Origin of the sequence: Terrabacter sp. Root85 (assembly GCF_001429185.1) — a bacterium.
GTDB lineage: Bacteria > Actinomycetota > Actinomycetes > Actinomycetales > Dermatophilaceae > Terrabacter.
This window is the reverse complement of the sequence record NZ_LMIW01000001.1, coordinates 41,918-67,867: the sequence shown is the minus strand read 5'-3', so window position 1 is coordinate 67,867 and position 25,950 is coordinate 41,918. Positions and strand designations below refer to the sequence as shown.

The 25,950-nt window shown below is 72.1% G+C and carries 20 protein-coding genes; 13 read left to right on the top strand and 7 right to left on the bottom strand.

Annotation, left to right across the window (positions count from 1 at the left end):
- Positions 1-5: 5 nt before the first annotated feature.
- The 5 genes from ASE25_RS00285 to ASE25_RS00265 are packed head-to-tail and all read left to right on the top strand — an operon-like array spanning position 6 to position 6,489.
- A complete protein-coding gene (locus ASE25_RS00285) occupies positions 6-728 on the top strand; it encodes a hypothetical protein (protein ID WP_056821979.1) in 723 nt (240 codons plus the stop codon).
- Positions 725-2,383: a S1C family serine protease gene (locus ASE25_RS00280; protein WP_056821977.1), complete on the top strand. Its 1,659-nt coding sequence runs from the start codon at positions 725-727 to the stop codon at positions 2,381-2,383. The genes ASE25_RS00285 and ASE25_RS00280 overlap by 4 nt, the downstream gene beginning before the upstream one ends.
- A gap of 55 nt (positions 2,384-2,438) precedes the next feature.
- The gene (locus tag ASE25_RS00275) at positions 2,439-2,795 is read left to right on the top strand and encodes a twin-arginine translocase TatA/TatE family subunit (RefSeq protein WP_020143116.1); all 357 of its coding nucleotides are present in this window, start codon (positions 2,439-2,441) and stop codon (positions 2,793-2,795) included.
- 53 nt (positions 2,796-2,848) lie between these two features.
- Positions 2,849-4,663, top strand: a complete 1,815-nt coding sequence (locus ASE25_RS00270; RefSeq protein ID WP_056821974.1) for an ABC transporter ATP-binding protein — start codon at positions 2,849-2,851, stop codon at positions 4,661-4,663.
- Positions 4,660-6,489 carry an ABC transporter ATP-binding protein gene (locus ASE25_RS00265; RefSeq protein ID WP_056821972.1) on the top strand — a complete coding sequence of 610 codons (1,830 nt, stop codon included), beginning with the start codon at positions 4,660-4,662 and terminating at the stop codon, positions 6,487-6,489. Before ASE25_RS00270 ends, ASE25_RS00265 begins: the two co-directional genes overlap by 4 nt.
- 156 nt (positions 6,490-6,645) lie before the next feature.
- Here ASE25_RS00265 and ASE25_RS00260 read toward each other — a convergent pair whose 3' ends face one another.
- Genes ASE25_RS00260 through ASE25_RS23105 form a run of 4 tightly spaced genes read right to left on the bottom strand, consistent with a single transcriptional unit; the run spans position 6,646 to position 10,492 of the window.
- On the bottom strand, positions 6,646-7,788 hold the full coding sequence (locus tag ASE25_RS00260; RefSeq protein WP_056770857.1) for an Mrp/NBP35 family ATP-binding protein: 1,143 nt from the start codon (positions 7,786-7,788) through the stop codon (positions 6,646-6,648).
- Positions 7,789-7,845: 57 nt separating this feature from the next.
- Entirely contained in the window at positions 7,846-8,406 is a 561-nt protein-coding gene (locus ASE25_RS00255; protein WP_056770855.1) for a DUF1003 domain-containing protein, read from the bottom strand.
- On the bottom strand, positions 8,403-9,710 hold the full coding sequence (locus ASE25_RS00250) for a magnesium transporter MgtE N-terminal domain-containing protein (RefSeq protein ID WP_020143111.1): 1,308 nt from the start codon (positions 9,708-9,710) through the stop codon (positions 8,403-8,405). The genes ASE25_RS00255 and ASE25_RS00250 overlap by 4 nt, the downstream gene beginning before the upstream one ends.
- A 17-nt stretch (positions 9,711-9,727) precedes the next feature.
- A complete protein-coding gene (locus ASE25_RS23105; RefSeq protein ID WP_200958929.1) occupies positions 9,728-10,492 on the bottom strand; it encodes a hypothetical protein in 765 nt (254 codons plus the stop codon).
- A gap of 89 nt (positions 10,493-10,581) precedes the next feature.
- Between ASE25_RS23105 and ASE25_RS00240 the strand changes: the two genes are divergently transcribed.
- The 3 genes from ASE25_RS00240 (at position 10,582) to ASE25_RS00230 (ending at position 13,509) form a co-directional block, all read left to right on the top strand.
- The gene (locus ASE25_RS00240) at positions 10,582-11,655 is read left to right on the top strand and encodes a CoA ester lyase (RefSeq protein WP_056821970.1); all 1,074 of its coding nucleotides are present in this window, start codon (positions 10,582-10,584) and stop codon (positions 11,653-11,655) included.
- Between the two features lie 5 nt (positions 11,656-11,660).
- Positions 11,661-12,542 (top strand): CoA ester lyase, encoded by an 882-nt coding sequence (locus ASE25_RS00235; protein ID WP_157623276.1) that lies wholly within the window; start codon positions 11,661-11,663, stop codon positions 12,540-12,542.
- Between the two features lie 88 nt (positions 12,543-12,630).
- The gene (locus ASE25_RS00230) at positions 12,631-13,509 is read left to right on the top strand and encodes a GNAT family N-acetyltransferase (RefSeq protein ID WP_056821968.1); all 879 of its coding nucleotides are present in this window, start codon (positions 12,631-12,633) and stop codon (positions 13,507-13,509) included.
- Positions 13,510-13,518: 9 nt separating this feature from the next.
- Here ASE25_RS00230 and ASE25_RS00225 read toward each other — a convergent pair whose 3' ends face one another.
- Positions 13,519-14,304 carry an alpha/beta hydrolase-fold protein gene (locus ASE25_RS00225; protein WP_056821966.1) on the bottom strand — a complete coding sequence of 262 codons (786 nt, stop codon included), beginning with the start codon at positions 14,302-14,304 and terminating at the stop codon, positions 13,519-13,521.
- Between the two features lie 189 nt (positions 14,305-14,493).
- Positions 14,494-16,929, bottom strand: a complete 2,436-nt coding sequence (locus ASE25_RS00220; protein ID WP_157623275.1) for an FdhF/YdeP family oxidoreductase — start codon at positions 16,927-16,929, stop codon at positions 14,494-14,496.
- Positions 16,930-17,081: 152 nt separating this feature from the next.
- Here ASE25_RS00220 and ASE25_RS00215 point away from each other — a divergent pair, with 152 nt between their 5' ends.
- The 3 genes from ASE25_RS00215 (at position 17,082) to ASE25_RS00205 (ending at position 20,220) form a co-directional block, all read left to right on the top strand.
- On the top strand, positions 17,082-17,984 hold the full coding sequence (locus tag ASE25_RS00215) for an extensin family protein (RefSeq protein WP_056821962.1): 903 nt from the start codon (positions 17,082-17,084) through the stop codon (positions 17,982-17,984).
- A gap of 49 nt (positions 17,985-18,033) precedes the next feature.
- Positions 18,034-19,443: a proline--tRNA ligase gene (gene proS, locus ASE25_RS00210; RefSeq protein WP_056821959.1), complete on the top strand. Its 1,410-nt coding sequence runs from the start codon at positions 18,034-18,036 to the stop codon at positions 19,441-19,443.
- A gap of 111 nt (positions 19,444-19,554) precedes the next feature.
- Positions 19,555-20,220 (top strand): nitroreductase family protein, encoded by a 666-nt coding sequence (locus ASE25_RS00205; protein ID WP_156415381.1) that lies wholly within the window; start codon positions 19,555-19,557, stop codon positions 20,218-20,220.
- A gap of 90 nt (positions 20,221-20,310) precedes the next feature.
- Here ASE25_RS00205 and ASE25_RS00200 read toward each other — a convergent pair whose 3' ends face one another.
- Entirely contained in the window at positions 20,311-21,219 is a 909-nt protein-coding gene (locus ASE25_RS00200; protein ID WP_082622617.1) for a serine protein kinase RIO, read from the bottom strand.
- 250 nt (positions 21,220-21,469) lie between these two features.
- Here ASE25_RS00200 and ASE25_RS00195 point away from each other — a divergent pair, with 250 nt between their 5' ends.
- The gene (locus tag ASE25_RS00195) at positions 21,470-24,922 is read left to right on the top strand and encodes a CHAT domain-containing protein (protein ID WP_056821956.1); all 3,453 of its coding nucleotides are present in this window, start codon (positions 21,470-21,472) and stop codon (positions 24,920-24,922) included.
- Positions 24,923-24,983: 61 nt separating this feature from the next.
- Entirely contained in the window at positions 24,984-25,859 is an 876-nt protein-coding gene (locus ASE25_RS00190; RefSeq protein WP_056821953.1) for a caspase family protein, read from the top strand.
- The last annotated feature ends 91 nt before the right edge of the window (positions 25,860-25,950 follow it).

The following is a 25,950-nucleotide window of genomic DNA, read 5'->3' as shown; positions in this document are numbered from 1 at the left end:
ATGTCGTGACGCCGCACCTCAAGGGATACGTCCGCGCCTATGTCGACCGCGCCCTGCCGCCGGCGATGCTGCACCTCTACGACAAGCACCTCGTGTGCTGCACCGTCTGCCGCGCCGCCGCCGACCAGGAGCGCCGCATCGTCGCGTCGCTGCGCTCCGACACCGGCGTCCCGATGAGCCTGCGCACCTCCCTCATGGGTCTCGGTGCGGCTCCCTCGGGTGAGCCCCAGCCCGCGCCCGCTCCCTCGCGGGAGCCCAGGGCCCCGCGCATCCCGCTGCCGCCCGTCGGCTTCCGTATGCCGTCGACGCCGTCCTACGAGCCCGTGCCCACCGTTCGGCCCACCGCCCCTGCCCTGCACCGCTCGCCGATGCGTGCTGCGGTGGTGGCCTCGATCGCGGCGGGCGCGTCGGTCGCTGCCGCGTGGGGGCTCGCGATCGCGCCCGTGCCCGGCTCGCGGGCCCCTTCGGTGCGGGGCCCGGTGGCCAACTTCGGGGCCGGCCCCGTCAGCGCCGTGAACTTCGGCGGCTCCGTGCTGCCCGGCAACAGGATCGCGCCCGTCACGCGTCAGGCGCAGGGCCTCAACGACGTCGGCGCCGGCAACGTCCCGTACTGGGTCGTCACGACCCGCACGTCGGCCCGTACCGCGTCGCTGGCCGTCGGCCCGACCTCCGCCCTGGTGGCCCCGGTTAGGGTCACCAACGTCCGTTCGGCACAATCAGGGCCATGAGCGACGAGTCGACGACGCCGGACCCCGATCCGACGGCAGCAGCTCCTGAGCCCCGCGAGCTCACTCAGGCCCCCGGCGGTGACCCGGAGGTGGAGCAGACCGGCATCATCGACCTGCACGACACCCGGGCCATCCCGTCGACGTCGCCGACGACACCGGCCCCCGTCCCGTCCGCCTCGGAGCCGCAGCCGCCGGTGAGCGCCTCCGGCCCGGGCCTCTCCGACGCGGGTGACGACGCCTGGTTCGACGTCTTCGGAGGCGAGCACCCGACCGAGGGTGCCGGCGTCCCTGCCCGGGCCGATGCCGCCTGGGGCAGCGACCGCGCCGACTCCCTCGCCGAGGAGGCCCACCGCTCGGCCTACGCCCCGCCCACCCCCGCGGCCGCCCCGCCCTCTGCGACCGGGCCCGGTGCGTCCACCCCCCCGGGCGACGTGCTGGCCGGCGCCGCCGCGGCAGCCGGCGGGACGGCATACCTCGGCTCCGTGCCCCACGCACCCGCGGGGGGCGACCCCGACCTCGGCAGCGGTCCGGTGCCGTCCGGGGGCGGCGTCGCACTCACCGACCCGCCGGCGCCGTCCGCCCGCCGCGGTCGCGGCAAGGTGGTCGCCGCCGTCGTCGGGCTCTGTCTGCTCTCCGGTGTCATCGGTGGCATCGCCAGCCAGGTCGCCGAGGACCGCATCAACCTCGCCGGCTCGACCCTGCCCGAGCCCGGTCCGGGCGCCACGCAGCGACCGGCCGGCTCGGTCGCCAACATCGCCGCCGTCGCCCTGCCGAGCGTCGTGACCATCAAGGTCGACGCCGGTAGCGAGGGATCGGCCACCGGTTCCGGCTTCGTCATCGACGGCAAGGGCCACGTCCTGACCAACAACCACGTCGTCGAGCCCGGCGTCAACGGTGACATCGAGATCGTGCTGAGCAACGGCGACACCGAGAAGGCGACCATCGTCGGGCGCGACGCGAGCTACGACCTCGCCGTGCTCAAGATCAACCGCACCGACCTCAAGCCCCTGACGCTCGGCGCGTCCGACAAGGTCGTCGTCGGCGACCAGGTCATCGCCGTCGGTGCACCGCTCGGCCTCGACCAGACCGTCACCACGGGCATAGTCAGCGCGCTCAACCGCCCCGTGACGCCGGGAGAGGGCAGCGAGTCCTCCTTCATCAACGCCATCCAGACGGACGCGGCGATCAACCCCGGCAACTCGGGTGGCCCGCTGCTCGACATGACGGGCAAGGTCATCGGCGTCAACAGCGCCATCGCCCGGGTCCCGGGGACGAGCGGCGCCACCGGCGGCAGCATCGGGCTCGGCTTCGCCATCCCGAGCGACCAGGCCCGCCGCACGGCCGACCAGCTCATCGCGACGGGCAAGGCCACCCACCCGGTCATCGGCGTCAACCTCAGCCGGACGTTCGTCGGTGACGGCGCCCAGGTCCTCGACGCGCCCGACGCGGTGACCTCCGGGGGGCCGGCTGCCAAGGCCGGCGTCCAGGCCGGCGACGTCATCGTCGGCTTCGAGGGCAAGCGCATCCGCACCCCGGACCAGCTCATCGTCTCGATCCGCGCGCGGGCCGTCGGCGACACCGTGAGCCTCAAGGTCGAGCGTGACGGCAAGGAGCTCGAGCTCCAGATGACGCTGGAAGCGGATCCGGCCAAGTAGAGCACGACGCGCCACCGTAGGATGGCGCAGCCGGTACGCGTGGAAGCGAGGGACTGTGTTCGACATCAACGGGTGGGAGCTGCTCCTGCTCGGTCTGCTCGCGATCCTCATCCTGGGTCCGGAGCGCCTGCCCGAGTACGCCGCCAAGTTCGGCAAGTTCGTCCGCCAGGCCCGCGGCATGGCCGACCGGGCCAAGCAGCAGCTCAAGGACGAGATGGGGCCGGAGTTCTCCGACGTGGACTGGCGGGCCTACGACCCGCGCCAGTACGACCCGCGCAAGATCGTGCGCGACGCGCTCTCCGCGCCACCCGACGAGGACGACCAGCCGTCGCCCGTCGTCGACAAGCCCGTGAGCACGCCGCGCGGCCACGACCCGTCGGTCCCGACCCCCTGGGACAGCGAAGCGACGTGAATCTCTGACCCAGAGGCATCTCTGTCGGTGGTCGGGGTTATCGTCACTCCTTGATGCCTGCTGATCCTGCCTCTCAACCGCCCGCCTCCGTCCGGTCCCTGTGGCGCCTGCGCGGCTACCTGCGCCCGCACCGCTGGGCCCTCGCCGTCATGTTCGCCGCATCGCTCGCCGGCGTCGGCCTCTCCATCGCCATCCCGCTCGTGACGCGAGCCATCATCGACGGGCCGATCACCCGGCACGAGCTCGCGCCGGTGCTGCCCCTCGGCCTGCTCGCCCTCGCGCTCGGGGTGCTCGAGGCCGTCCTCATCTTCGTGCGCCGGTGGGTCCAGTCCAACGCCGTGCTCGGGCTCGAGACGGAGCTGCGCCGCGACCTCTACGAGCGCCTCCAGGCACTGCCGATGAGCTTCCACACCCGGTGGCAGTCGGGGCAGCTGCTCTCCCGCGCGACGACCGACCTCTCGGCCATCCGCCGGTTCAGCGGGTTCGGCCTGCTCTTCCTCGTCGTCAACGTCCTGCAGGTCACGGCCGTCACGATCGTGCTCCTGACGATGTACTGGCCGCTCGGGCTCGTCGTCGCCGCGACGGCGGCGCCGATCATCTGGCTCTCGATGCGCTTCGAGAAGGCCTACGTCGTCGTCTCCCGGCGCGTCCAGGACCAGCAGGGCGACCTCGCGACCCAGGCGGAGGAGGGCGCGGTCGGCATCCGCGTCATCAAGTCGTTCGGACGCAGCGACCACATGGCCCGTCGCTACGACGAGGCGGCGCTCGAGCTGCGGGCGACGAGCCTCGACAAGGTCCGCCTCTCGGCGAAGTTCTGGACCTTCCTCGAGGTCATCCCCAACCTCGCCGTCGTCGTCGTGCTCCTGCTCGGCGCCATCGGCGTCGGCCAGGGTGACCTGACGCCCGGCGAGCTCGTCGCCTTCATCACCCTGATGCTCTCGCTCGTGTGGCCCGTGTCCTCCCTCGGCGTCATCCTCGCGATGGCACAGGAGGCGATGACCGCGGCCGCGCGTGTGCTCGAGATCTTCGACACCGAGCCCGACATCGTCTCCGGCGCGCACGAGGTCGGTGCGCGCCGCGGCCACCTGCGCTTCGAGCACGTCGACTTCGCCTTTCCCGACGCGCCCGACCAGCCGGTGCTGCGTGACGTCAACCTCGACGTCGCCCCCGGCGAGACCCTCGCGCTCGTCGGCGCGACAGGCTCGGGCAAGACCGCCCTCACCGCGCTCGTCCCGCGCCTCTTCGACGTCACCGCTGGGCGCATCACGATCGACGGCGTCGACGTGCGCGACCTCGAGCTCGCCGCGCTGCGCAGCCTCGTCGCGACCGCCTTCGAGGAGCCGACCCTCTTCTCGATGAGCGCCCGCGAGAACGTCACCCTCGGCCGTGCCGACGCCCCCGACGACGACGTGCTCGCGGCCCTCGAGATCGCCCAGGCCGGATTCGTCCACGACCTCCCCTGGGGCCTCGACACCCGCATCGGCGAGCAGGGGCTGTCGCTCTCCGGCGGTCAGCGCCAGCGGCTCGCCCTGGCCCGGGCCGTGCTCTCGCGCCCGGCCGTCCTCGTCCTCGACGACACCCTCTCCGCCCTCGACGTGCACACCGAGAAGCTCGTCGAGGAGGCGCTCTCGAGGGTGCTGTCCGAGACCACCGGCCTCGTCGTGGCCCACCGGGCATCGACCGTCATGCTCGCCGACCGGGTCGCCCTGCTCGAGCACGGGACCATCACCCACGTCGGCACCCACCGGGAGCTGCTCGACGGCGTCCCGGCCTACCGCGAGCTGCTCGCGGCCGACGCCTTCGACGAGGCTGACGCGCCCGGCTCCGGCGACCACGCCAGCGACGCGAACGAGGAGGTACGCGCATGACGGCCCCGACCCAGCAGTGGCGCGGTGTCGCCGCCGACAACATCGACGGTGAGCTGTCGGCCGAGACCTCGGCCCGGCTCGCCGGCCGCTCCCGGCGGCTGCTGCGCGACGTGCTGCGGCCGTGGCGCCGGGCGCTCTGGTGGCTCATGGTCGTCGTCGTCATCGAGAACGCCGCGCGCCTGTCGATCCCGTACCTCGTCAAGGAGGGCATCGACACCGGCATCCCGCCGATCCGCGAGTCGGGCGACCTCGGCCCGCTCCTGCTCGTCGTCGGGCTCGTCCTCGTCGCCACGATCACCCAAGCCGTCTCGCGCAACCTCTTCCTTCTGCGGTCCGGCCTCATCGGCCAGGACATCCTCCTGTCGATCCGGCGGCGGATCTTCCGCCACTTCCAGCACCTGAGCCCGGCCTTCCACGACCGCTACACGTCCGGGCGCGTCATCTCCCGGCAGACCTCCGACGTCGACGCCATCTACGAGATGCTCGAGACCGGTTTCGACGGACTCGTCACCGCGGCCCTGACCCTCGTGGGCACGTCGGTGCTGCTGCTCGTCCTCGACGTCAAGCTCGGCCTCGTGGCGCTGCTCTGCGGCCCGGCCCTCGCGCTGCTGACCAACTGGTTCCGCAAGGAGTCGGCCAAGAGCTACCGCGCCACCCGCGAGAAGGTCGCCCTCGTCATCGTCCACTTCGTCGAGTCGATGAACGGCATCCGTGCCGTGCAGGCCTTCCGTCGTGAGCCGCGCAACCAGGCCATCTTCGAGGACGTCAACGACCAGTACCGCCGCGCCAACCTCGTGGCCTTCCGGCTCGTCGCGTGGTTCATGCCGGCCATCCGGCTCATCGGCAACGTCACGATCGCCCTCGTCCTGCTCTACGGCGGCTACCTCGCCTACCACGGTGAGGTCACCGTCGGGGTGCTCGCTGCCTTCCTGCTCTACCTGCGGCAGTTCTTCGAGCCGATGATGGAGATCTCGCAGTTCTACAACACCTTCCAGTCGGCCTCGGCCGCGCTCGAGAAGCTGTCCGGCGTGCTCGAGGAGGTGCCCGACGTCCCCCTGCCGACCGACCCGATGCCTCTCGGGGCTCCCCGCGGTGAGGTCCGGTTCGACGACGTCCGCTTCGAGTACGTCGCCGGCACCGCGGTGCTGCCCGGCCTCGACCTGACGGTGCCGGCCGGGCAGACGGTCGCGCTCGTCGGCACGACCGGTGCGGGCAAGACCACCATCGCCAAGCTCGCCACCCGCTTCTACGACCCGACCGCCGGGACGGTGAGCCTCGACGGGGTCGACCTGACCCGGCTGGCGTCCGACGACCTGCACCGCGCCGTCGTCATGGTGACGCAGGAGAACTACCTCTTCAGCGGCACCGTCGCCGACAACATCCGTTTCGGTCGGCCCGACGCCACCGACGACGAGGTCGAGACGGCGGCCCGCTCGCTCGGCGCGCACGACTTCATCGTGGAGCTGCCGCAGGGGTATGCCACGCCGGTGTCCAACCGGGGTGGGCTGCTGAGCGCCGGTCAGCGTCAGCTCGTCGCCTTCGCGCGGGCCTTCCTCGCCGATCCGACGGTGCTCATCCTCGACGAGGCGACGTCGTCGCTCGACGTGCCCTCCGAGCGGCTCGTGCAGCAGGCCCTCGGGACGATCCTCGCCGGGCGCACCGCCATCGTCATCGCGCACCGCCTCTCGACGGTCGAGATCGCCGACCGGGTGCTCGTGCTCGAGCACGGCCGCATCGTCGAGGACGGCGCGCCGAGCGACCTCGTCGCAGCCGGCGACGGCCGCTACTCGGACCTCCACCGAGACTGGGTCGACTCGCTCGCCTGACCCGCCCGCGCCGAGCCCGGGCCCTCCCGTCGTCCCCTCGCCGAACGCAGCGTTCGGTCGCGAACTCAGTGTTCTACCAACGCTTTCACCACCGAACGCGGCGTTCGGTGGAGAGGCGGTGGGCGGGAGAGCCCGTCAGAGGGCCCTCCCGGTGGGTCAGCGGCCGGCGGGGGTGAGGCCGAGCGAACGGCCGGCGAGGCCGCGGGCGCGAGAGCCGAGGTTGCGGGCGATGCCGCGCAGCGCCACGGCAGCAGCGGTGTCGGGATCGCCGAGCACGACCGGCGTGCCGTTGTCGCCGCCCTCGCGCAGGCGCGTGTCGAGGGGGATCTGGCCGAGCAGCTCGACCGGGGCACCGATGCTCTTCGTCAGCGAGTCGGCGACCGCCTGCCCGCCACCGGAGCCGAAGATCTCCTGGCGGGTGCCGTCCGGCAGCTCGAGCCAGCTCATGTTCTCGATGACGCCGACGACCCGCTGGTGGGTCTGCAGGGCGATCGAGCCGGCCCGCTCGGCCACCTCGGCGGCGGCCTGCTGCGGGGTCGTCACGACGAGGATCTCGGCCGTCGGGATGAGCTGTGCGACGGAGATCGCGATGTCGCCGGTGCCGGGCGGCAGGTCGAGCAGGAGGACGTCGAGGTCGCCCCAGAAGACGTCGCCGAGGAACTGCTGGAGCGCGCGGTGCAGCATCGGGCCACGCCACACGACGGGCTGGTTGCCGGGCACGAACATGCCGATCGAGATGACCTTCACGTCGTGGCTGATGGGCGGCAGGATCATGTCGTCGACCTGCGTGGGCCGCTGCTCGACGCCGAGCATGCGCGGCACCGAGAAGCCGTAGACGTCGGCGTCGACGACGCCCACCCGCAGGCCCTGAGCGGCCATCGCGGCCGCGAGGTTGACGGTCACCGACGACTTGCCGACGCCGCCCTTGCCGGAGGCCACGGCATACACCCGCGTCAGGCTGTTGGGCCTGGCGAAGGGGATCTCCTTCTCCGGGGCGCCACCACGCAGCTGCGAGCGCAGCTCGGCGCGCTGCTCGTCGCTCATGACGTCGAGCTCGACCTCGACCGAGGTCACGCCGTCGAGGGCGAGGAGCGCGTTGCTCGAGTCCTTGGTGAGCGTCTCCTTCATGGGGCAGCCGGAGACGGTCAGGAAGATCGCGAGGTCGACCTTGCCGGCGTCGTCGATCTCGACCGACTTGACCATGCCGAGCTCGGTGATCGGCTTTCGGATCTCGGGGTCGTTGACCTTCGACAGCGCCGTGAGCATGGCGTCACGGCTGGGCAGTGCGGCGACAGACATGTGTTCCATCGTATGCCGCCGTGCCGGGCACCCCGACCACGGCCGGGGTGCGCTCGCTCACGGTCGGTGCCGGTTGTCCTTGGGCTCGTCGTCGGCGCCGCGGACGATCCCGCGGTCCTCCATCTCCTCGAGCAGCGAACGCAGCTCGGAGCGCACGAAGTCACGCGTGGCCTGCTCACGCAGGGCGAGACGCAGGGAGGCCACCTCGCGGGTCAGGAACTCGGTGTCGGCGAGGTTGCGCTCGTCGCGGGCCCGGTCCTGCTCGAGGGCCACGCGGTCGCGGTCGGCCTGACGGTTCTGCGCGAGGAGGATGAGCGGTGCGGCATACGACGCCTGGAGGCTCAGCATGAGCGTCAGGAAGATGAACGGGAACTCGTCGAAGACGAGCGCCGGGGGCGCGAGGACGTTCCAGGCGATCCAGGCGGCGACGAAGACCGTCATGCCGATGAGGAACTGGGCCGTGCCCATGAAGCGGGCGAACTGCTCGGACAGGACGCCGAAGGCCTCCTGGGTCAGGGTGATCCGGGGCAGGACCCGGGCTCGCTTCTCCTGGGGCTGGTCGAGCTTGTCCCCGCGGACGGCCCGGGCGCCAGGACGACGCTCGGCGCGCTCGCTCACGGCTTCACCCCCAGCTCGTGCCGCTCCTCACGCCAGTCCTCAGGGAGGATGTGGTCGAGCACGTCGTCGACGGTGACCGCTCCGATGAGGCGTCCGTCGTCGTCGACGACGGGCAGCGAGACGAGGTTGTAGGTCGCGAGGGTGCGCGTCACGGTCTCGAGCGACGCCGTGGCCACGACGGGCTCGATCTCCTTGTCGATGATCGACCCGACGGCGCCGTGCGGCGGCTCGCGCAGCAGTCGCTGGATGTGGACGAGGCCGAGGTAGCGGCCGGTCGGGGCCTCGAGCGGCGGGCGGCAGACGTAGACCATCGACGCCAGCGCCGGGGCGAGCTCCTCGCGGCGCACCGTCGCGAGAGCCTCGGCGATGGTCGCCTCGGGTCCGAGGATGACGGGCTCAGTCGTCATCATGCCGCCGGCGGTCTTCTCGTCGTACGCGAGCAGACGACGCAGGGGAGCGGCCTCGTCGGGCTCCATGAGCTGGAGCAGCTCCTCGGCCTGCTCGGGCGGCAGGTCGGCGAGCAGGTCGGCCGCGTCGTCGGGCTCCATCGCCTCGAGGACGTCGGCCGCGCGCTCGTTGGCCAGGCCGGCGAGGATCTCGACCTGGTCGTCCTCCGGCAGCTCCTCGAGCACGTCGGCGAGGCGCTCGTCGTCGAGCGCGGCGGCCACCTCGGCCCGGCGCTTGGGGTTGAGGTCGTGGATGACCTCGGCGAGGTCGGCGACCTTGAGGTCGTCGTAGGTCTCGAGGAGACGCTCGGCGCTCTGGGCGCCCGCCTGCTCGTGGAGGCCGACGACGTCGCGGATGTCGACGAGCATCGTCTTGCCCGAGCGGCGACGCGTGAGCCGGGACATCGCCTTCGAGGCCGACGAGACCCCCGCCGGCGCCTGCCGGACGAAGACCCGCGTGCCGATCCAGTCGCGACGCGGGCCCTGCTCGATGGCGAGGTCCTCGACGAGCGAGTCGGCGAAGCCGGCCTCGACGGCCTCGGCCGTCGTGACGCGGACGGTCCGGTCGAACAGCTCGGCGGCGACGAGGACCTCGTTGGTGCGCTGCTCGAAGCGGCGCATGTTGACCAAGCCGGTCGTGATGACGGCGCCGGCGTCGATCGACGTGACCCGGGTCATCGGCACGAAGACCCGGCGGCGACCGGGCACCTCGACGACGAGGCCGATGACGCGGGGCTCGGGTCGGTTGACCGAGAACATCACGACGACGTCGCGCACGCGCCCGACCTGGTCACCGAGCGGGTCGAAGACGCTCAGTCCGGTCAGGCGCGCGACGAAGACGCGGGTGCTCGCACTCATGGCCCAAGGCTATGGGGTCAGCGTCCGCGGCGACGGGTGCCACGTCGCTGGCGCTTCTTGCGCAGCTTCGCGCGTTCCTTCGCGGCGTTGCGCGCGGCCTTCGCCTCGTCCTTGACCCGCTTGCGCTCGGCCTTCTCCTCGCCGCGCCCACCCCAGTGCCACGGGCGCCAGGACGTGGTCGTCGCGGCGGTGCGGGCCGGGGGCTCGCGGTGGTCGTGGGCGGCATATGCGCCGGGGGACTCGAGCGGGCTGTCGAAGGGCACGAGGGCGGTGACGGTGCACTCGGCCGCCCAGCGTGTCAGCGAGTCGTCCACCGAGTTGAGCCGCGACGCGCGGAGGAGCTCGGCGGCGCGCTGCCACTCGGGGGTGCCGGGCTCGAGGACGTGGACGTGTGCGCGGACCGTGAGCAGGCGGCCCCCGGTGTCCTTGCTGCGCAGGATGACCCTGACCTCCTTGGGCAGCCACGGGAGCGGCTGCTCGCCCGGTCCGCTCACGACGAGGGCAGCCCCGTCGTCCCACACGTGCCAGGCCGGCCACGTGCGGTCGTCGGCGACCTCGATCCAGAGCAGACCGGACTTCGCCATCGCCTCGCCGAGCAGGGCGGTCGCGGAGGCGGCGGCCGCGGCGGACTGCGGGTCGGCCTGCGGGTCGGACTGCGTGGACGGCCCCGTGCGCGGCGCCGTGGGCGCGGAGGGCACCTGTTCGGTGCCCGTCCCCGTGCCCTTCTCGGGGCTCGTCCCTGCGCCCTGCTCGGTCACAGGCTCGGTCGCGCGCTCGGTCACACCGCCACCTTAGTGATCCCGCCCTCATCGGCGGCGCGCGTGACTGTCGTCATAACGCGGGCCGTCCGCCCGTTGCTACGTTGACGCCCATGCGCAGCGCCAAGGACTTCTTCCGGCCGCTCGCGGTGGGGGCGCCGACGCCCCTGACGCAGGTGCCGGCCCGCCCGTCCCGGGTCATCCACTTCTTCGACCCGAGCAACCCGAAGATGGCCGCGAAGGTGCCGGGTCTCGTCGGCACCGTCGACGTCCTCCTCGGCAACCTCGAGGACGCCGTCAAGGCCGACCGCAAGGAGGCGGCCCGGGCCGGCCTCGTCGAGATCGCGAAGGCCACCGACTTCGGTGAGAACACCCAGCTCTGGACGCGCATCAACGCGCTCGACAGCCCGTGGGCGCTCGACGACCTCACGACCCTCGTCACGGAGATCGGCGACAAGCTCGACGTCGTCATGGTGCCGAAGGTGCAGGGCGCCGAGGACATCCACTACGTCGACCGCCTCCTCGCCCAGCTCGAGGCGAAAGCGGGCCTGACCCGTCCGATCCTCGTGCACGCGATCCTCGAGACGGCGCGCGGCATGGTCAACGTCGAGGAGATCTGTGGCGCCTCGCCGCGCATGCAGGGCCTGTCGCTGGGACCGGCCGACCTCGCGGCCGACCGACGCATGAAGACGACCCGCGTCGGCGGCGGGCACCCCGGCTACCTCGTGCGCACCGACCCCGTCGACGGTGACATCACGGGAGCGCGCGCGACGGCGCAGCAGGACCTCTGGCACTACACGATCGCCCGCATGGTCGATGCGTGCGCGATGCACGGGATCTACCCATACTACGGACCGTTCGGCGACATCCAGGACGTCGTCGCGTGCGAGGACCAGTTCCGCAACGCCTTCCTCCTCGGCTGCGTCGGCACGTGGTCGCTGCACCCGGTGCAGATCGAGATCGCCAAACGCGTCTTCAGCCCGTCGGCCGAGGACGTCCTGCACGCGCGACGCGTCGTCGCCGCGATGGGCGACGGCACGGGTGCCGTCATGCTCGACGGGAAGATGGAGGACGACGCCAGCCTCAAGCAGTGTCTCGTCATCGTCGAGCTCGCCGAGCGTCTCTCGCAGACCGACCCCGCGCTCGCCGAGCTGTATGCCGCCGAGCCCGCCCCGCAGGAAGGCTGACTGCCGTGCCCGTCGAGCCCGACGCATACCGCCCCCGACGCTCGGTGCTCTACATGCCGAGCTCCAACGAGCGCGCACTGGAGAAGGCGAAGACCCTTCCCGTCGATGCCCTCATCCTCGACCTCGAGGACGCCGTCGCCCCCGATGCGAAGGAGACGGCGCGCGAGAAGGCATGCGCCGCAGTGCAGTCCGGAGAGTACGGCCGGCGTGAGCTGACGATCCGGGTCAACGGCCTGGGGTCGCAGTGGCACGACGCCGACCTCGCGGCGGCGGCCGCGGCGGGACCTGACGCGATCGTCGTGCCCAAGGTCGGCTCGGCCGACGAGGTGCGCGGCCTCGTAAGCGCGATGGAGGCCGCCGGCGCTCCGGAGCACACGCGGCTCTGGGCGATGGTCGAGACGCCGGTGGCCGTGCTGCACGCCGAGGACATCGCGCGCGCGTCCGACCGTCTTGCCTGTCTCGTGCTCGGCACGAACGACCTCTACAAGGAGCTCGGCGCGAGCTTCGCGCCCGGGCGGGCTGCGATCCAGACCTCGCTCCAGCTCGCGGTCCTCGCGGCAAGGGCCGCCGGCGTGGCCGTCGTCGACGGCGTCTACAACGACGTCAAGGACTCCGACGGCTTCCTCGCCGAGGCGCGCCAGGGCCGGGAGATGGGCTTCGACGGCAAGACCCTGATCCACCCGGGGCAGGTGGAGGCGTGCAACGACGTCTTCGCGCCGAGCGCCGAGCAGGTCGAGCAGGCGCGGGCCGTCATCGCCGCCTTCGAGACCGCCCAGGCCGAGGGCAAGGGCGTCGTCACCCTCGACGGGAGGCTCATCGAGAGCCTGCACGTCGACACCGCCCACAAGGTCCTCATGACCGCCGAGGTCATCGCCGCGCTGTCCTGACCGACACCGTCGACATCGCTCGCCGCAGGGCACGGTGCCGTCGCAAAACGAGGTGTGTGCTCGCCCGTGGACGGTGTTGGATCGGGGCATGTCGATCGAGCTGAGCGCGCCGGGAGTCCAGGGCCTCGTCGAGGCCGTGCACGAGATGCGCGAGTGGCAGCAGGACGGGACGCCGGTCCAGCTGCACCCCGGCGACCTCGGCTGGAACTGGAGCTTCGGCGCCGACGCGACCGCGGCGGCCGTTCGCACGTGGAGCCGCGACGGGCGCCTCTTAGCCGTGGGGTTCCTCGACGACCCGCGCGTGCTCCGGATGGCGATCGCGCCGGAGGCCGGTGACGACGACGAGCTGGCGCAGCAGCTGCTCTCCGACGTGTCGCGCCCCGAGCGTGGCGTGCTCCCCGCCGGGGAGGCCTCGGTCGAGGCGCGTTTCGGTGATGCCTTCCGCGTCCGCCTCGCGGGCGACGGATGGGCCGACGGCGAGCCGTGGACGCCGCTCGTCCGTGACCTGACCGAGCCCGTCGAGGACAGCGGACTGCGGGTGGAGGTCGTCGGGGCGGACCCGGCGCCGGAGCGGCTCCGTGACCGGGTGGCGGTCCAGCGCGCGTCGTTCGAGACCTCGACGTTCAGCGAGGAGCGGTGGCGGGAGATGGCGTCCGGGCCTGCCTACGTCGACGCGAGGTGCCTCGTCGCCTACGACGAGTCCGGAGCCGCGGTGGCAACCGCCACGGCGTGGTCGGCTGGCCCGGGGCGACCCGGTCTCATCGAGCCGCTGGGGGCGCACCGCGACCACCGAGGCCGCGGCCACGGGCGCGCGATCACCCTCGCGTGCGCGGCCGCCCTGCGGGAGCTGGGCGCCTCGAGCTCCCTGGTCTGCACCCCGAGCGCCAACGTCGGTGGTGTCGCCGCCTACGTCTCGGCCGGCTTCCGCCGCCTGCCGGACGCCCACGACCTGCACCGCGCTGCCTGAGCCGGGGCGTCAGGACCGGGCGGCGGCCCACGTCATCTCCGCGCTGACGTTGCCGCTCCAGAAGCCGTCGTCGTGGCCTCCCGTGGTGAAGTGGGCCTCGGTGCCCGGAAGGCGCTGGGCCAGAACGCGGTTCGCGGCGATGAACGGGTCGGACACGCCGCAGTCGAGCCTCACCGGAATGCCCCGCAGCCGGTCCAGCCGGTTGAAGATCGAGTGCCGGTCGAAGTCGGCCCGCCCGTCGTAGGCCCGGGCGGGCGTCTCGCTGCCCTTCCGCCACAGTGCTGCGCTCGCGGCGACGACGCCGCTGACGCGAGAACGCCCGAGCTCGCTCGCGATGAGAAGCGCACCGAAGCCGCCCATCGACCACCCGAGCAGGACGACCGGCGAGGCCGCCGGCAGCCCGGCGGCCTCCAGCGCCATCGGCACGAGCTCGTCACGGACCATCGCCCCGGTGTCGCTGCCGTCGCGGCGTGGGTGCCAGTAGCTGTTGCCCCCGTCGACGGAGACCAGCGCCATCCTGGAGGGCTCGACGGCATCGCCGAAACCGAGGTTGAACGCGTCGTCGGCGCCCCCTCCGAAACCGTGCAGCGCCACGACGAGCCCCCGGGATCGGCCTGCGCGGGGTACGGCCATCCGCCAGCGTGGGGCCTCGACACCGAAGCGGTCCGACAGCACACCGTCGCTGAGGGTCGGCCCGTCGGTGGCGGAGCAGCCGCCGACCCCGGTCGTCGCCGTCGCCAGACCGAGCGCGCCGAGCAGGACGACGCGTCGAGACGGGCCGGTGTCGGAAGACATGCGGGGAGCGTAGGACTCAGGCGGCCCACGCGACGGGGCGACGCGCGCCGGGAGGCACCCGGCATACGCGCGCGGGGCGCATCCGGCAGGTGCCGCCGGCACCCGGCACGACCCCGACGCCGCCCCGACCGGGTGGGGTCGGGGCGGCGATGCGCTCGTGGGGCGGCAGCGCCCGTCGGGGCGTTCGGGTCAGCTCAGGTGGTGCGGCTTGACCTCGCTGCGCTTCTCGGAGTCGTCGCCGGCCTGGAGGTCGTCGCTGGCCGAGTGCGGCGGAGCCTGCCCGGCCGGCACGAGGCGCACGGTGACTGCCTTGGACACCGGGCAGTTGCTGCCCACGGCCGTCGACTCGAGGGCCACGAGCGGGTTGACCTCGGGGTAGTAGGCGGCGACGCAGCCCCGCACCGTGGGGTAGGAGACGACGCGGAAGTCGCGCACGACCCGCTGGGTGCCGTCGGGCCAGGGTGCGACGACGTCGACGTGGTCACCGTCGGAGAACCCCAGGGCGGCGAGGTCGTCGGGATGCACCATGACGATCTCGCGCCCGCCGGAGATGCCCCGGTAACGGTCGTCGTGGCCGTAGATCGTCGTGTTGAACTGGTCGTGGCTGCGCAGTGACTGGAGCACGAGGTGGCCCTCGGGCGCGGACACCATCTGCAGCGGGCTGACCGTGAGGACGGCCTTCTTCGACGGCGTCTCGAACGTCCGCGAGTCGCGCGGCGGGTGCGGCAGCACGAAGCCCCCGGGGCGGTGCACCTTCTCGTCGTAGGCCTCGCAGCCGGGCACGACGCGCTCGATGTGGCGCCGGATCACGGAGTAGTCGTCGGCCATGGCGGTCCAGTCGATCTCGCCCGCGGCACCCCGTCCGGCGAGCGTCGCCGCGGCGATCCCGCTGATGATCGAGACCTCGGAGCGCAGCTGCGGGCCGGCGGGCTCGAGGCGGCCGTGCGAGAGGTGCACGCTCGACATGCTGTCCTCGACGGTCACGCCCTGCAGACCGCTGCGCTGCTCGTCACGCTCGGTGCGCCCCAGCGTCGGCAGGATGAGGGAGGTGTGACCGACGACGACGTGCGAGCGGTTGAGCTTGGTCGAGATGTTGACGACGAGGTCGACCGACCGGAGGGCGTCGTGGGTCACCTCGGTGTCGGGCGTCGCCGCGGCGAAGTTGCCGCCGAGCCCGACGAGCACCTTCGCCTCGCCGTCGCGCATGGCGCGGATCGAGTTGACGACGTCGAGGCCGCGCTCGCGCGGCGCCTCGATGCCGAACTCGGCCTCGAGCGCGTCGCCGAAGTGGGGTGGCAGCTTCTCCCAGATGCCCATGGTGCGGTCGCCCTGGACGTTCGAGTGCCCGCGCACGGGGCACAGGCCGGCGCCGGGCTTGCCGATGTTGCCCTGGACGAGGGCGACGTTGGCCATCTCCTTGATCGTCGCGACGGCGTGGCGGTGCTGCGTGACACCCATGGCCCAGCAGAGCACCGTCTTGCGCGACCGGGCGAAGAGCTCGGCGACCCGCTCGATCTGGGCGCGGTCGAGCGAGGTGGCCTCGTCGACGAGGTCCCAGTCGAGCTCGCGCACGTGCGCGGCCCACGCGTCGAAACCCTCGGTGTGGCGCTCGATGAAGTCGGTGTCGAAGACGTCCTCGCCGGCGTCGTGCCGGGCCACGAGGAGCGAGCCGATCGCCTGGAAGAGGGCCAGGTCGCCGCCGAGCCGGATCGGCAGGAACTCGTCGGCGAGCTCGGTGCCGACGCCGACGATGCCGCGGACCTTCTGCGGGTTGTCGAAGCCGCGCAGGCCGGTCTCCGGCAGCGGGTTGACGGCGACGATCTTCGCCCCGGCGCGCTTGGCGATCTCGAGGGCGGTGAGCATGCGCGGGTGGTTGGTGCCGGGGTTCTGTCCGGCGATGAGGATGAGCTCGGCCTCGTGGATGTCGTCGAGGCTCACCGAGCCCTTGCCGATGCCGATGACCTCGGCCAGCGCGACCGACGTCGACTCGTGGCACATGTTGGAGCAGTCGGGGAGGTTGTTCGTGCCGAAGGCCCGGGCGAAGAGCTGGTAGGCGAACGCCGCCTCGTTGGAGGCGCGGCCGCTCGTGTAGAAGACCGCCTCGTCGGGCGACGCGAGCCCGCGCAGCCGCTCGGCGATGAGGGCGTACGCGTCGTCCCACGAGATCGGCTCGTAGTGGGTGCCGCCCTCGCGCAGCACCATCGGGTGCGTGATGCGTCCCTGCTGGCCGAGGAGGTAGTCGGTCCAGCCGGACAGCTCGGCGACGGGGTGCTCGGCGAAGAACGACGGGTCGACCCGCCGCAGCGTCGCTTCCTCGGCGACGGCCTTGGCGCCGTTCTCGCAGAACTCGGCGAAGCTGCGCTCCTCCGGGTGCGGGTCGGGCCACGCGCAGCCCATGCAGTCGAAGCCGTCGGCCTGGTTGATCCGCCGGAGGGTCGCGAACGACCGGCGGGCGCCCATCTGCTCCATGCCGCGCTGCGCCGTGACGGCGATGGCGGTGAGGCCGGCTGCCTTGGACTTGATCTTGCCCCGGTCGACCTGGGTGGGGTCGACGTCGTGGGTTGGAGCCGCTGTCGGCCGCACGGGCACGATCGGGATCATGGTGCGGCGCCGGTGCTCGGACATGGTCTAACCCCTCGTCGGATCGGTTGTCACAAGACTCGTTCCCCGTTCGTCCTTGCACGTCACCATGCAGGACTGGCAGTTTCCTGTGAGTCTGCCCCATCGCCCTCGTCCCCTGCGGGATACCTCCGGCCACCTCGCACGTTGGACCAGGCATGGGCGAGCAGACGCGGACGGGGGAGCCGGCAGCCCGGCCCCCCGACCCGGAAGCGCCGCGATCCGGTCAGAGCGGACTGACCCGCCGCCGCCTGCTCACGCTCGGCGCGGTGGGTGCCGTTGCCGCCGGAGGGGCGTATGCCGTGTCGCGCGGTCCCGGCCTCGCGTCCCTCCCGCAGCTGGCGGGCCTGGGTGAGCCGCCGCCGCCGGAGCTGCGCATCGACCCGCAGCCGGTCGACCGCTCGGCCCTGCAGGCGCGGCGGCGCATCGGGGCCGCGGCCTACGTCTACGAGGTGACGGCCCGTCCCGCGACGTACTACGTCACCGAGCCGTTCGGGGCGCGCCTCGACCGGTGGCTGGCCCTGCACCGGCGCCACGTCGGGCAGGTGCCCGACGAGGTGCGCTCCTACGGGGCCTGGGTCCGCGGCTCGGCGACGTCGTGGCACAGCTCCGGGGAGGCCATCGACATCGCGCGGCTGCGCGCCGACGGCCGCGACCTGACGAGCCTGCGCTACGACCTGTGGCGTGACGCACCGGCGCCCGAGCTGCGTCGTCGCCTCGCGCTCTACTGGCGCACGGCCGCCGGACTGCACCACGAGTTCGCCGACGTCCTGACCTACCTCTTCGACGCGGCGCACAGCAACCACATCCACGTCGACCTCGGCCGGTTCGGGCCGGAGCGTCCGCGCCTCATCCGCCGTTCCGACGCCCAGGTGCAGGCCGTCCAGGCGATGTGCCGGCACGTCTGGGGTCGCACCGACGTGGAGATCACCGGCGACTTCGACGACGTGACCCGGGAGGCGACCACCCGCATCCTCGAGCAGGCCGGCAGCCCGGGGGAGCTCGGCGACAGCAGAGAGGCCTGGCAGGCCTTCATGGTCGCCACGATGGAGCGGGCCTAGGCGGAATCGACGTGACGGCGCCCCCGGGGCCGCTCATAGGATCGGGGCCATGGCCAAGACCGTGCTCACACCCCAGTCCGAGGACTTCCCCCGGTGGTACCAGGACATCGTCGCCAAGGCGGAGCTCGCCGACAACGGTCCGGTGCGCGGCACCATGGTCATCCGACCGTACGGCTACGCGATCTGGGAGCGGATGCAGGCCGACATGGACCGGCGCATCAAGGAGGCCGGCGCACGCAACGCCTACTTCCCGCTCTTCATCCCGGAGTCCTACCTCAGCCGCGAGGCCGAGCACGTCGAGGGCTTCAGCCCCGAGCTCGCGGTCGTGACCCACGCCGGGGGCAAGGAGCTCGAGGAGAAGGTCGTCGTGCGCCCGACCTCCGAGACGGTCATCGGTGAGTACATGGCGAAGTGGACGCAGAGCTACCGCGACCTGCCGCTGCTGCTCAACCAGTGGGCCAACGTCGTGCGGTGGGAGCTGCGCCCCCGGATCTTCCTGCGCACGAGCGAGTTCCTCTGGCAGGAGGGCCACACGGCGCACGCCACCGAGGAGGACGCGCGCCTCTACGCGAAGCGGATCCACGAGGAGGTCTACGCGCCGTTCATGCGCGAGATGCTCGCCATGCCCGTCGTCCTCGGTCGCAAGACGAAGCGCGAGCGTTTCGCCGGTGCGACGAACACCCTTGCACTGGAAGGGATGATGCGCGACGGCAAGGCCCTGCAGATGGGCACGAGCCACGAGCTCGGCCAGAACTTCGCCAAGGCCTTCGACATCACCTACCTGTCCGAGCAGGGCCGCCAGGAGACGTGCTGGACGACGTCGTGGGGCAGCTCGACCCGCATGCTCGGCGGCCTCATCATGGGCCACGGTGACGACCACGGTCTGCGGGTGCCGCCGAGACTCGCTCCCGTCCAGGCGCTCGTCATGGTCGTCAAGGACGGCGAGGGCGTGGTCGAGGCAGCGCGTCAGGTCGTCGCCGACCTCCTCGCGCGCGGGGTGCGGGCCGAGCTCGACGCCCGTGTCGACACGCCGTTCGGACGTCGCGCCGTCGACGCCGAGCTCAAGGGCATCCCGCTGCGGGTCGAGGTCGGTCCCCGCGACCTCGCCGAGGGCTCCGTCACCGTCGCCCGACGCATCGCCGGTGGCAAGTCGTCGGTGCCGCTCGGCGGCGTCGTCGACACGGTGACCGCCGCGCTCGACGAGGACCACGACGCGCTGTATGCCGCCGCGCTCGCCCACCGCGACACGAACACCGCCGCCGTGAGCACCCTCGAGGAGGCCGCCGAGGCGGCCCGCACCGGCTGGGCCACCATCCCGTGGTCGACCCTCGGTGAGGAGGGAGAGTCGCTGCTCGCGGAGTCGGCCGTGACGGTCCGGTGCCTGACGATGCCCGACGGCACCGTGCCGACCTCGGAGTCCGACGCCGGCGTGCTCGCCGTCGTCGGCCGCGCCTACTGACATGGCACGTCGCCGATCCGTCGGCCACCGGCGTGGTGCCGCCCACACCCGGGCCGGGAAGACGCCGGGCTGCGGCATGGTTGACGAGTGCGTGAGGACGGCGATCGAGACGTGAGTGACGAGACGGTGGTCGGCGGACGGCATACGCCCGTGGTTCAGATGGCACCCACGGCGCAGCCGGAGACGCTGACGCCCCTGCTACGCGACCGCGAGAGCGTCATGGTCTACGACCGCTCGCACGTGCTCGGCCCCGACGCCCTGCGCGCGATCCTGGAGGCCGCGCGATGGTCGCCGTCGGCCGGCAACTCGCAGCCCTGGGGCTTCCTCGTCGGCCTGCGCGGCGACGACACGCACGCCGCCATGGTCGAGGTCCTCTCGTCAGCCAACCAGGTGTGGGCGCCGTCCGCCTCGGCGATCATCCTGACGCTGCACCAGGTCGCGACCGACGAGGACCACGAGCTCGCCTACAGCGACTACGCGATGTTCGACCTCGGGCAGGCGGTCGCCCACATCACCGTGCAGGCTCGCTCGATGGGCCTGCAGGTGCGTCAGTTCGGCGGCTTCGACCACGGTGCGGCGACCGAGCGGTTCGCCGTGCCGCCGCACTGGGCGGTCACGACGGGCATCGCGCTCGGACTGCCCGCCGGCCCGGACGACGACGGCGAGATGCCGGACTGGGTGCTGGCCCGGGCGCGGCTGCCGCGGTCCCGCCTGCCGCTCGAGGCCTTCGTCCACTCCGGGAAGTTCGGCCACCCGGCGGACTTCCTCACCGACTGACCGAGAGCGCCCGCACAGACGATGGAGGCCACCCCACGAACGGGTGGCCTCCATCTGGTCTGTGGCCCATCGGTGTGACGACGAGCGTCGCTACCACCGCGACGTCGCCGCCGCGATGAGGTCACCGAAGAGCAGGCCCTCGTCGACCGCATACCCACGACGGGTGAACCAGTCACACATGTTGTGGGTGTCGCGTTCGAGGAACTCCGGGCCGTGCGGGTTGCCGATGACGTCGACGACCTGCGGCCAGTCGATGAGGACGAGCCGCGCGTCGTCCCCCTCGCCCTCGAGCAGCACGTTGTACGGGGAGAGGTCGCCGTGCGCCCAGCCGAGCTCGGCGAGCCGCAGCATCGCCTCACGCAGCTGCTCGAACAGCACGGGCAGCAGGTCCGGGTCCGGACGCACCTGCGCCAGCCGCGGCGCGGCCTGCCCGTCGGGGGTGCCGATGAACTCCATCAGCATCTCGTCGTCGGACATCTGCACCGGGTAGGGCACCGGCAGCCCCTCGTGCCAGAGGCGGACCAGCGTCTCGAACTCGGCGAACGCCCACAGGCCGCTGATCAGCTCCTTGCCGAACGCGGTGCGGGTCCGAATGGCCCGCGTCTCGCGCGACTTCCGCACCCGCCGGCCCTCGAGGTAGCCGGAGTCGCGGTGGAACATGCGGTGCTTGCTCGACCGGTACCGCTTGCCGGCCATGAGCACGTCCCGGTCGGCGGAGCCGGGCACCCACCGTCGGACGAGGTGGACGTCGGCCTCCTTGCCGGTCTTGAGCACCCCGAGGTCGGCCTCGACGGCGCCGAGGTCGGTGATGACCCAGTCGGGGCGGGGCTTCGGGCCGTGCGTGGCTCCGTCCCAGCTCGACCACCGGTCACCTTCGGGAGGGCCGTCGGGGTCGGTGTCGACCGCGTACTGCTCGTCCTCGAGGCCGAGGGTGCGCCGAGCGGTCAGTCTGGTGTCGACGACCGCGAGGTCGTCGTCGTGAAAAGCGTTGAATGACAAGAGAACTCCAAGGAAGAAGAGATGTGGGCAGGCATGCCCGGGGCCGTGATGGTCATGTCACCCTCCTTGGGGTCTGGCGTGTGGCCGTGTGCCACTGCGCTCGCGAAGAGACTGGCGCATCCAGTGGGTCCCGCGCAACGGAATTGATTCCGCGTGGCTTCGAGCGTTTGCCGCGATCTGTATCACCGAGCCCCCCGTTCACCTCTACCGTGGCAAGGAGCAGGGGAGACGTCTCGGAGGGAGCCCAGGTATGCCGTCCGCGTCCTTCGGCGGGGGAGCGGTGCGCGTGCGCGCGCCCCGCGGCTACGACGCGTCCGCCGCGACCGACCGCACCGACCGGGACCTGCCGTCAGGAGACCGGCGGGCGGCCGAGCGGGCCGCCCTCGTCGAGGCCCTGCGCACCGACGACTTCGTCGTCGTCGACCGGATCGACCTGACACCACAGCGATCTCGCGACCTGGGTGGTCCCGCGCCGGCCAACAGGGCGGGCACCGTGAAGCTCGACGTCGACGTGCCGGCCGGCAACGACGCCGTCGTCCTGCTCGAGCGCGACGGGGTCTACTCGTGGCACCTGCCGGTCGATGCCGCCGAGCGCACGCGGTCGATCGACCCCGGCCCCCGCACCGTGTCCTTCGCCCTGTCGGTGCAGCCGCAGCGCGCGCGCCGTCCGCGACCGCGGTCACGGGGCCTCGACGGGCCGGGCGCAGGACCGGCTGACCGTGGGCTGCTCGGCGACCTCGCCCACGGCGTCCTCCAGGCGATCGTGCTGCGCTTCGCCGCGCCCGTCATCGTCGGCAAGGTCGTCGAGCGACTCGAGTCAGGCGTGCGCACCGGGCTCGTCCACGTCACGGGGGGAGCGCTCGACGCGTGGAAGCCCGTCGGCTCGCTCGCGGAGGTGGGCCTCCCCACCGACCGCGCGGCACGGGTTCTGCTCCTCGTCCACGGCACGTTCTCGTCGACCACCAGTGCCTTCGGAGCTCTCGCCGTCACGCCCGGCGCGGAGGGCTTCGTCGACACCCTCGTGTCCGCGTACGACGCCGTCATCGGCTTCGACCACCGCACGCTCAGCGTCGACCCGGAGCGCAACGCCCGCGACCTGCTCGCCCTGCTCGCGCCCCACGACGGCGAGCTCGTCCTCGACGTCATCACGCACAGCCGCGGCGGGCTGGTCACGCGGTCGTTCGTCGAGTCGGTGCTGCCGGGTGCCGGACTGCGCGTCGCGGTCGACTCCATCGTCTTCGTGGCCTCCACCAACGGCGGCACCCACCTCGCCGACCCAGAGCGCTGGCACGACCTCGTCGACCTCTACACGAACCTCGTCTTGGTGACCGCCGCCGGTCTCTCCCTCGTGCCCGGCGGGGCCCCCTTCGCGGCCGTCGTCAGCGGTGTCGTCCGTGGCGTCGGCGCGCTCGTGAAGTACCTCGTGTCGTACGCCGCCGGCGACGACGGCGTGCCCGGCCTCGCCGCCATGACGCCCGACGGGCCCTTCGTCACGAGCCTCAACGAGGACCAGCCCGGCCAGCCCCGGCCCGGGACGAGCTGGTACGTCGTCTCGTCCGACTTCCACGTGTCGCTCTTCGACGACCACCACAACCCGCCCGAGTTCCCCCGCGAGCTCGCCGTCCGTCTCGCCGAGGGCTTCGTCGACGGGATCTTCAAGGGGCGCAACGACCTCGTCGTCGACACCGACTCGATGTCGGCGATCGGCCCGCCGACCGGCGGCTACGTGCGCGACACGTTCGCGCTCGGCACCAACGACGTCGTGTACCACGTCAACTACTTCTCGCAGCTCTCCGTCATCGGCGCGATCTCGCAGTGGCTGCCGCTCGGGCTCGGCGCGTCCGACGCGGAGGCGCACCTGCCCGAGTGGATGACCGCGGGGCCGGTGCTCGGCGCCGACGGTGGTGGTGACGAGCGTGGACTCGAGATGGCCGAGGTGGAGGCGCCGACCACCGCCGCCCGGCCCCCGACGGCCGCCCGTCCGCCGTCCGCGACCAGGCCTCCCGGCACGACCGCACGCCCGCCTGCGAGACCATCACCCGGCCCGCGGGCGGAGCCGCCGGTGAGGACGGGCGTCCGGAAGGCGACGCCGACGAGGGCGACGTCGAAGAGGGCGACGAAGACGACGGCGAAGCAGGCGACGCGCCGTGACCGCGAGAGGCCCCCGAGCACTGGACCGACGAGCCCTCTCGAGGGCACGACGGAGGCCGAGCTCGCGGCGGAGATGCCCTCCACGGTGTCCCCGGGTGCCGACGCCACGGTGCGGGTTCGGCTGGCACGGCAGACGCTGGCACCGACGGAGGGCACGGTCCACGTCTCGAGGACGGTCCACGTCGACGCGGAGCGCCCGATCAGTGTGCAGGTCTACGCCAAGGACAACGTGCAGGTCCTCGAGACCGACGCCAAGGTCTTCGGCCTGCCGAGCGGCGACTGGGCCAGCGAGCTGACCTTCCGGGTACGTGCCCTGGCGCCCGGGCCCGTCCGCGTCTCCGTCGTCCTACGACAGGGCTGGGTGCCCGTCGCCACGGTCACCCTGGAGTCGACCGCAGCCGCTGCGGGGATGGTCGCCCCGACGCCCGTCACCGCCACGGTCCACACCGGGATCGACGCCCCAGAGCTCGACGGCCTGCCCTGTCTCGACATCGTCGAGAGTCGTCGCGTCACGGGCGAGCGCGTCTACAGCTATGCGCTCCGGCTCGTGCCGGGCGAGGCCGAGCGGGTCTTCGAGTCGGCACCGATCCTCGGGCGCGACGAGTTCGTGCGCGACCGGATCGCCGAGGTGGAGCGGGTCATCAAGGACCCCGACCTGACGCCGCGCCAGAGGATGTCGCAGCTGCAGAACACCGGCACCATGCTCTTCGACCAGTTCTTCCCCGAGGACATGCAGGCCTACCTCTGGGAGCACCGCGAGCTCGTGCACGACCTCATCGTCTACACGGACGAGCCGTTCGTGCCGTGGGAGCTCGTTCACCTCAAGCCCGCCCGCGGCAAGCGCGGCACCACGCCACGCTTCCTCGCGTCCGGCGGGCTCGTGCGCTGGCAGCTCGGCAGCTTCCCGCCCCGGGCCGTCCGCGTGCGCCGGGGCCACGCACGGTCGATCTGTCCCGTCTACGCCAACCCGATGTTCAAGAACGACGTCGGTGTCGCCGAGGCCGGCTACCTCAAGGACCGGTTCGGCGCCAAGGCCGTGACGGCGACCCCGAGCGGCGTCGAGCGTCTCCTGCGCGGCGGCGGCTTCGACCTGCTCCACTTCTCGGGCCACGGGGCGGCACGTACCGACGACATCGCCGAGGCGAAGGTGCTGCTCAAGGGCCAGCGGCGCGGCACCAGCGTTCGTGAGCAGTACCTCAGCTCGACCGACGTGTCCCAGAACCTCGACTGGACGGGCCCCGACAGCGTCGGCCCGATCGTGGTCCTCAACGCCTGTCAGACCGGACGGTCCGGCGAGCTCTTCACGACGGTGGGCGGTTTCGCCAAGGCGTTCCTCGACGCCGGCGCCTCGGCCTTCGTGTCGTGCCTGTGGTCGGTCCAGGAGGAGCCGGCGCGGGTCTTCGTCGAGACGCTCTACGAGGAGCTGCTCAAGGGCACCCAGATGTCCCGGGCGAGCGCGCTCGCCCGGGCGGCCGCGCGGGACGCGGACGACCCGACGTGGCTCGCCTATGTCGTGTACGCGAGACCCGACGCGGTCCTCGAGACAGTGTGAAAAGGCATACACCCCAGTCGAACCCGCTCAACCGAGGGGTTCCGAGAAGGAAGGAACGGCCATGGCAAGCAGGGCTCTGTGCGTGGGGATCAACGAGTTCGAGTCGCTGCCGCAGACGAGCTGGCTCAACGGCTGCGTCAACGACGCGAACGACATCGCCAAGGCGCTGCGGCCCCTCGGCTTCACCGCGCGCGCGACGACGGTGCTCACCGATGCCGGCGCGACGAAGAAGGCCGTCATGGCGGCGCTGACGACGCTCGTCGACACCGCGAAGGCCGGTGACCACCTCATCTTCACCTTCTCCAGCCACGGCACGCAGGTGCCCAACGAGCCCGGTGGCGACGACGAGCCGGACGGCCTCGACGAGGCCTTCGCGTGCCACGACATCCGCCAGAAGGGCGACCAGTGGGACCGCGACACCGTCATCGTCGACGACGAGCTGCGCGACCTCTTCACCCGCGTGCCCGCCGGCGTCCTGCTCGAGGTGCTGCTCGACACGTGCCACAGCGGCACCGGCCTCAAGGACCTCGACGAGATCCTCCAGGCCCAGCTGCTCGGCCGCAGGCCGCGCTACCTGCCGCCGCCGACTCCCAGAGGGCTCGAGCAGACAAGGTCCATCCGTGCCGTCACCCCGGTGCGCACCGTCGACCGCAAGGCGCTCGTGGAGCTGACGAAGAGCCGCGCCACGGCCTCGAAGCCCGTCCTCTTCGCGGCGTGCAAGCCCAACCAGACGGCGTCCGACGCGACGTTCGACGGCCGCTCCAACGGGGCCTTCACCTACCTCTTCCTCAAGGCCATGAAGGCGAGCCCGACGGCGACCCGCACCGAGCTGCTCCGCACCGTGACGGCCGGGCTCAAGGACGGCGACTTCAGCCAGCGCTCGACGCTCGAGGGCCCGGTCAAGGCCAAGAAGGTCGCCTTCGGCCAGCTCTGGTAGCTGGTGGCTCCGACGAACTCCGGTGACCGAGGACACAGGTGTCGACACTCACACGCGGGCGCACTGACCGCGTGCCCGGCGCGACGGCATA